The 6,414-nt window shown below is 57.2% G+C and carries 5 protein-coding genes; all 5 read left to right on the top strand.

All coding sequences use genetic code 11. The annotated features are described in order from the left end of the window. The first annotated feature begins 592 nt into the window (after positions 1-592). Complete coding sequence (locus tag ACF8AM_RS15920) at positions 593-1,915, top strand: APC family permease (RefSeq protein ID WP_392556580.1); 1,323 nt, start codon at positions 593-595, stop codon at positions 1,913-1,915. A gap of 856 nt (positions 1,916-2,771) precedes the next feature. Beyond that, positions 2,772-3,236 (top strand): TolC family protein, encoded by a 465-nt coding sequence (locus ACF8AM_RS15915; protein ID WP_392556579.1) that lies wholly within the window; start codon positions 2,772-2,774, stop codon positions 3,234-3,236. Between the two features lie 120 nt (positions 3,237-3,356). After that, positions 3,357-3,596 carry a hypothetical protein gene (locus ACF8AM_RS15910; protein WP_392556578.1) on the top strand — a complete coding sequence of 80 codons (240 nt, stop codon included), beginning with the start codon at positions 3,357-3,359 and terminating at the stop codon, positions 3,594-3,596. 177 nt (positions 3,597-3,773) lie between these two features. Beyond that, positions 3,774-4,553, top strand: a complete 780-nt coding sequence (locus ACF8AM_RS15905) for a carboxypeptidase-like regulatory domain-containing protein (protein ID WP_392556577.1) — start codon at positions 3,774-3,776, stop codon at positions 4,551-4,553. A gap of 884 nt (positions 4,554-5,437) precedes the next feature. Then, positions 5,438-6,103 carry a peroxiredoxin-like family protein gene (locus ACF8AM_RS15900; protein WP_392556576.1) on the top strand — a complete coding sequence of 222 codons (666 nt, stop codon included), beginning with the start codon at positions 5,438-5,440 and terminating at the stop codon, positions 6,101-6,103. The last annotated feature ends 311 nt before the right edge of the window (positions 6,104-6,414 follow it).

Genomic DNA, 6,414 nt, shown 5'->3' with positions numbered 1-6,414 from the left:
GACGGGGCCGGCGTTATGCCACGCGGGCCTTGCTGACGCGTTTTGAAGTTGCGCTTTTCTCAAAACCCGAAGCGTCAGCGAGGAAAAAACGATGTTGACCTCGCCTCGCTGACGCGTCGGGTTATGAAAAAAACAATGCCGCACGCAAAAGCGCAACTTCAAAAAGCCTCAGCGAGGCTCGCGCGGCATGCATGAGGCCGTTCCCATCGGGGCCATGCCCCGCCAACGCGTCAGCCGGCCCAACTTTTCAATTTGCAATTTTCAATTTCATTTTTCCAATCCGGTCGCCGGCTCATCGCTCGCCAAATGTCGCCGCTCCGCGGCTTGCCGAGCGTCGTGCTGACGCCCAAGACCTCGGGTTGAAAACCCGAGGCTGGCAACTGTCACCTCTCCGCGGTTGTTCAATCATCCGGACCCACAACCAGACGCGGAGCGACGAAACCCGAAAGCCTTGGGTTTTCAACCCAAGGTCGGCCTCGCGACACAAAGTCCCCCAAGTCGCGGAGCGACGACAGTTGTTCGCCCACGCTTCGCGGCCCCGGTCGATACACTCTCGGCTTGCACCATCTTCCTTCGATTCCGACTTTTCTTCATGACCACCGATTCGCAGCCGAGCAGCCGCCCAGAGCCGACGTCCTTGCGTCGTGACGTCGGCTTGTTCGGCGCCATGATGATGGGACTCGGATCGATCGTTGGCACCGGCGTCTTTGTCAGCATTGGAATCGCTGCTGGGATCACCGGGCCTTCCGTCATCTTCGCGATCCTGGTGGCGGCGCTCGTGGCCACCTTCAACGGGCTGAGCAGCGCTCAATTGGCAGCCGTGCATCCTGTCAGCGGCGGCACCTACGAATACGGTTACCGCTGGCTGACACCTTCGATGGGGTTCACGGCCGGCTGGATGTTCTTGTGTGCCAAGTCCGCTTCGGCCGCCACCGCTGCCCTCGGGTTTGCTGGGTACACCCTGCAACTCTTCCAAGTTGACCAGCCGGGCTGGACGGTGCCGCTGGCGATCGGTGCCGTGCTGGTGACCACGCTGCTGTTGCTCGGCGGGATCCGACGATCCAATGGGGCCAACATCGCGATCGTCAGCACGACGCTGCTTGCGTTGGCCAGTTTTGTGATCGTTGGTTTGCCGGTGGCTTGGCGGGAAGGTTCTGCGAACTGGACCCCACTGTTTGAGTCGGGTAATGCTCCCACCGCTGCTCGGCAGTTTCTCGAGGCCTGCGCGTTGATGTTCGTTGCCTACACGGGCTACGGCCGGATCGCGACGCTTGGCGAAGAAGTCCACGCCCCAAGACGAACAATTCCGCGAGCCATCATGGCCACGCTGCTGGTCTCGTCGATGCTGTACGCGGTGGTCGGCGGCGTGGCGGTCGCCGCCGTCGGCACAGAGATTTTGAGCGGAACCAACGCTCCACCAACGGCTCCACTGCAACTCGTTGCCAACCAATTGAATTCTCCCTTGGTGGCCAAACTGGTTGCCGTGGGGGCCGTGACGGCGATGTTGGGTGTCCTTCTCAATCTGATCCTCGGACTCTCTCGAGTCGTTTTCGCGATGGGGCGTCGAGGAGACTTGCCGGGCAACCTGTCTGCGGTGTCCGCCAAGAGTGCGACTCCCTATGTCGCGGTCGAGGCGGTGGGGATGGGCGTGTCAGCCATCGCGTTGATGGGGGACGTTCGCACAACTTGGTCATTCAGCGCTTTCACCGTGCTGGTTTATTACGCCTTCACCAACCTCGCGGCAACACGGCTGACATCGGAAGAACGTTTGTTCTCGCCCATTGTGCCTTGGTTTGGTTTGGCCTCTTGCCTCGGTTTAGCGTTCTGGGTGCAGCCAGAAATCTGGAGCGTTGGACTGGCATTGATCGCGATCGGCTTGGTGTTCCAGCGAATGATGAAAGCGTGGAACCGCTAGCCGCAAACACGAACGGGTTGGGGCCTTCCCTTGCGTACGTCCGAACGGCGTCGCTCGATTTCCCACAAAACATTGTTTTGGGAGAGTTTCTCAAAGGCAGAAACCCGCGAAACCTAGCACCAGAAAACTGCACGAGCTCTGACGCTGAGTGGGGCTTCACCTGCAGAGCGTTTGTCTTGGTAGGATGAAGCTCAAGGTTCTTTGCAAGTGATTCGCGATAGCGCGGCCCTCGATCGCGCATGGACGCCAGGCCCGCGTGGATTAAAAAGAGACGATCTCTACTCGCCGCTGGGTGATTCGCACCGACAACCGACTCAAGGCACCTGAAACGAGACACAGACTGCACACTGGATCAACTCATCTGGAACGCATACGCCCTAACGCTCGCTGCCGCCACGATCGCTGGCTTGCTCGTTTTGTCGCTGGCCTTTGCGTTTTGGGACACTGTCGAGGGGTTTCAGGATATGTTTGACCGACGCATCCTTCGCCGGGCGATGCGAGACGCCAGGCGGTTTCGCATTTCAACGCTCCTGTGGCTGACAGCATACGTCGCGATCTCGATCTCGCTCATCCGGTTCAACTACATTCTAAGTTTTAACTGGATTGCGATTCCAATGATTGGCGTCATGCTCCTGCTGTTTCGTATCGCAATCGCGAGCGTTTTTGATCGCCGCGTACGACACCTGCCTGACACGCCAGTGTTCCCGTCCGATGACGCTCCTCGTAAACCAGGCCCTCGAGATCAGCCCCGTCCTGCACAGGAACATCCCTGTTTCGAAAATTGAACGATCTTCGTCGCCATCCAGTGATCCCCGCCGATTCTCTCACTGATTGGTCCAGCCCAATGGAACGCCAAATGACATCGCGAAAATTTCTGTTTGCAGCTTTGCTCGGGTTCTGCGCGACCTCCTTCGCATCCGCTTTGGTTGCTGACGACACCGTCAAGCCAGCACCAGCGAAAACGGTTGAGGATCGAATACGCGAACTTGAATCCGAAAGGGACGAACTTCTGCAAGAGCGGTTCGAACAACTCACGGCCAGCTACGAAAACGGCGAAGCGTCGCTGGATGACGTGTTGAGTGCCGAACACGACCTGCTGAACGCACGGCTAGAAAGTTCCGCGACCAAATCGAAACGAATCGCGACGCTTAGAAAGATTATCAAGAATCGACTTCGCATGGAGCAATACCGCGTCGCCAGTTTCGCGCAAGGGACTTGCGAGAGGCAAGTTTTATTGGCCGCACGTGCTGACACACTCAACGCCCGCATTGCGTTGCTGAGGTTGCTTCCGCCACACGCGACCGTGACGGAAAAACAGTAGCCCTGCCGAAACCCGGAATCACGCCTCAAACGTTTTGGGGAGAGCTCAATCGACAATCCATACGAGCCACCGAAGCCACATGACGATCCGCCGCGCGAAGCGAAGCCGGTTCGGCCGTCGATGCCGTGGCCCGAAGCGATCCGCGTCGCACTTCTAATGTGCGTGTTTGCCATCATCACGATGTTCTGCGTCGTGTCGCTTGGCATGACTTGGGGGGATGCCAAAGGTGCTGCGAGTCGAAATCTGCCTCCAGTGCTGAGCACGACCGAGCGTGTCCAGCGATCCATTCCGGCTGCCTTTGTGCTAGGAATGAGGCTGCTCGCGTCGATTCGGTGGTGGAAACGGCAGCGCGCTGCTTGATCGGCCCCGACCGACTGACGTACGATTGAAAAGAATGGGAAGACATTGGAAATCGTCGTGAAGTGAAGGACCACAGGACGCCAGCAAATGAAAAACACTTTGGTGGAGCTCTTGGACGACAAGCCTATGTGAGACGGACGTTGACATGTTTCTTGGATCACTTTCGAAGGCCTATTTATGATCGCCAAAAACACCTGTGTCGCCTCGTTCGTTTTTTGGTTTGCAACTTCCATCTGCGTGTTCGCGGCGGATCGCCAACGGATCTCGATTCGGGTCGTCGACGAACAGGGCAAACCGGTCGAGGGTGTAACCGTGGCGGCTCGTTATCTCGAAACCGTCCAACAGAAAGGGAAGGAATATCCTGTTCCGATGGAACTGGCACTGTCACAAACAACGGATTCGAGCGGGCGCTGCCAATTGACGCTTGAACATGTGGACTGGTCGTTGGCTGCGCTCGAAGCTCATTGTGTCGAACTCACAAGCGAAGAAGCGATGAAGCTGTGCGACGATGCCCCGCTGGATCCGATCAAACGCGAGGTGTTCGATCGGGAGCTCAACGATCGGTGCCAGCGGTTTGCTTCGGCTTATCAAACAATCACTTCAACGACCGATCTCGACGAGCTGATCACGTTGAGGCTGGACAAGGCAATCAAGGTCACCGGTCGCGTTCGAGTGGACGGGAGACCGCTCGAGGAAGCGTTTGTTACAATCCATTCACGCAAGACTCAGTTGGATCAACTTTTCGCCCGTTCCGCTCCAGAGCTGACTAATTGCGAGGGACGATTCAGTTTTTATGCGATCCCTGGTGATCTCGACCGAGCACGGATTGTGGCTGAGCGATCAAACGGGAATCATGTTTTGACCCTGACGGACGTACAGTCTGAGCGAACATCAGTGGGGCTCCATTTTGATCTCGACACCCAAGCAAAGGACTACGCACTTTTGGATCGGCCGTAGTCAGGGGTAGAGGAACAAGATTTGGCTTGTGAAGTTCATTTCCCCAAAAGCACGCCAATCGTTCAGCGTTTGGTCCGTTCCAGTGTCCTTTTTGTACGGTGGCTCACTCGCACGACTGCTCCCCCAGCCACGCAAGCCAGGAATGCCATCGTTGATGGCTCTGGCACGGCTGACACGGTAAGCGCATCGATGCTGAATGTCGCTGAATAGAAAAACGGGTTGGCTTGGCCGCTTGGGCGGGTTCCACTAATCGTGCCCTCCGCAATTTCGAATTCTCCCAAGTCGAGTGACGTGGGAATCAAAATCGAGTCAAAGGCTGTGGCATCATTGTCAATGAATGGGGACCGTCAGACGCCAAAAAGCCTGTCCAACTGATGACGGTGTGCTACGCCATCGCGGCGATGGCGGTGACGATTCGCTTCACCTTCCGCGGCACCAAAAAGGCGACAATAATTTGACGTCGCATCGACGCGACGGCTGGGCCACTGATTGTTCGAGGCTCTCACATTCACCGCGGGTTGCAATGCGAAGCCGACTCGGTACGGGGTTTCGGTTTTGCTGTAGGTTGGCCACTCTTGGCCGACATCCACCACGCCGACGGGCAGGAGTGCCATCCTACATGCGTTCATCCGTCGTTGGCGACGAACTCGACAAGCCGGTTGGTCAGGAATGGACTGTGTTGGTTCCTCGCTGACGTTTCGGGGTGGCTGGTTTGGTTGGTTGGCGATCGGCCCGGCCTCGGTTCGATCGAACCGTCTGCAGGAAGGGTGAATTGGTTAGGTGAAAGTGGTGGTTGATTTTGGCACGTGATTGGCGGCGTGATTGGCGGGAAGACCGGTTGCTTGCCCATCTTTCAAACATTCTCCACTTTTCAAGGATCAGCCATGACAAGTCTCAAGCAACAAACCGATGCCCAGATCGAAAAGACTCGCCAGGCGAAACCTGAATTCATGCAGTCGGTCGATGAGCTCTTGGCGAAGGCGAAAGAGTTTCAGCAAGGCGGCAACGCGACCGCCGTTGGTGAAGAGGCTCCTGGGTTTGAATTGCCAAACGCGCAGGGCGAACACGTTTCGCTTGCCAGCCTGCTCGAACGCGGGCCAGTCGTGGTCACGTTTTACCGCGGCAGTTGGTGCCCGTATTGCAACTTGCAACTTCGAGCCATGCAGCAACGTCTGCCGGAAATTCAAAACCTCGGAGCGGAGTTGGTCGCGATCAGCCCGCAGATGCCCGACGAATCTCTGTCGCAAACCGAACGGGACGAACTCGAATTCGTTGTCCTGTCGGATCAAGACGCGCGTGTCGCCGAGCAATATGGTGTGGCCTGGAAGGTCCCAGACGTTTTGCTGGATCACATGACAAAAGACCGTGGTCTCGAACTGAGCAAAATCAACAATGGCAACGGCAACGTGCTGCCGATTCCGGCGACCTTTGTGCTGTCCAACGACGGCGTGGTCGTTTGGCGATTCGTCGATGTGGACTACCGGACGAGAGCCGAACCGGATGACATCATCGCCGCATTGCAACCGCTTTCCGTCGCGACACCGAAGTAGTCTGGCGACCTCTCCCCAACCTTCGTTTCGGGAGAGGGAGGCCATGTGGAAACCGGTCGAAAAGCGGCATCTGAACGCTGCACGACCTCGAATCGAGGCGAAGGAACACAGAATGTTTTAGCCGTGGCGGAACCGTGGTTCGGGTCAAAACGGCCAATGGATGGACAGCCGAAAGTGCCGCAGTTCAGGCGTTGGCAATGTTGATCATCGCGTCTTCGTTGGCATCCCCGGCAATCGTTTGCTCGACCGATTGAGTTGGCAACCACAAGGTGGAAACGAGGGCGGCGACGACCAGCGCGGTGGATGTCCAC

Origin of the sequence: Rhodopirellula sp. JB055, from assembly GCF_043100905.1 — a bacterium.
Taxonomy (GTDB): domain Bacteria; phylum Planctomycetota; class Planctomycetia; order Pirellulales; family Pirellulaceae; genus Rhodopirellula.
The sequence above is the reverse complement of the archived record's forward strand: the minus strand, read 5'-3'. Positions and strand labels throughout refer to the sequence as shown.

Coding starts and splice junctions, on each gene's coding strand:
- ACF8AM_RS15920 (WP_392556580.1), top strand. CDS start 593: ATGACCACCGATTCGCAGCCGAGCAGCCGCCCAGAGCCGACGTCCTTG.
- ACF8AM_RS15915 (WP_392556579.1), top strand. CDS start 2,772: ATGACATCGCGAAAATTTCTGTTTGCAGCTTTGCTCGGGTTCTGCGCG.
- ACF8AM_RS15910 (WP_392556578.1), top strand. CDS start 3,357: ATGCCGTGGCCCGAAGCGATCCGCGTCGCACTTCTAATGTGCGTGTTT.
- ACF8AM_RS15905 (WP_392556577.1), top strand. CDS start 3,774: ATGATCGCCAAAAACACCTGTGTCGCCTCGTTCGTTTTTTGGTTTGCA.
- ACF8AM_RS15900 (WP_392556576.1), top strand. CDS start 5,438: ATGACAAGTCTCAAGCAACAAACCGATGCCCAGATCGAAAAGACTCGC.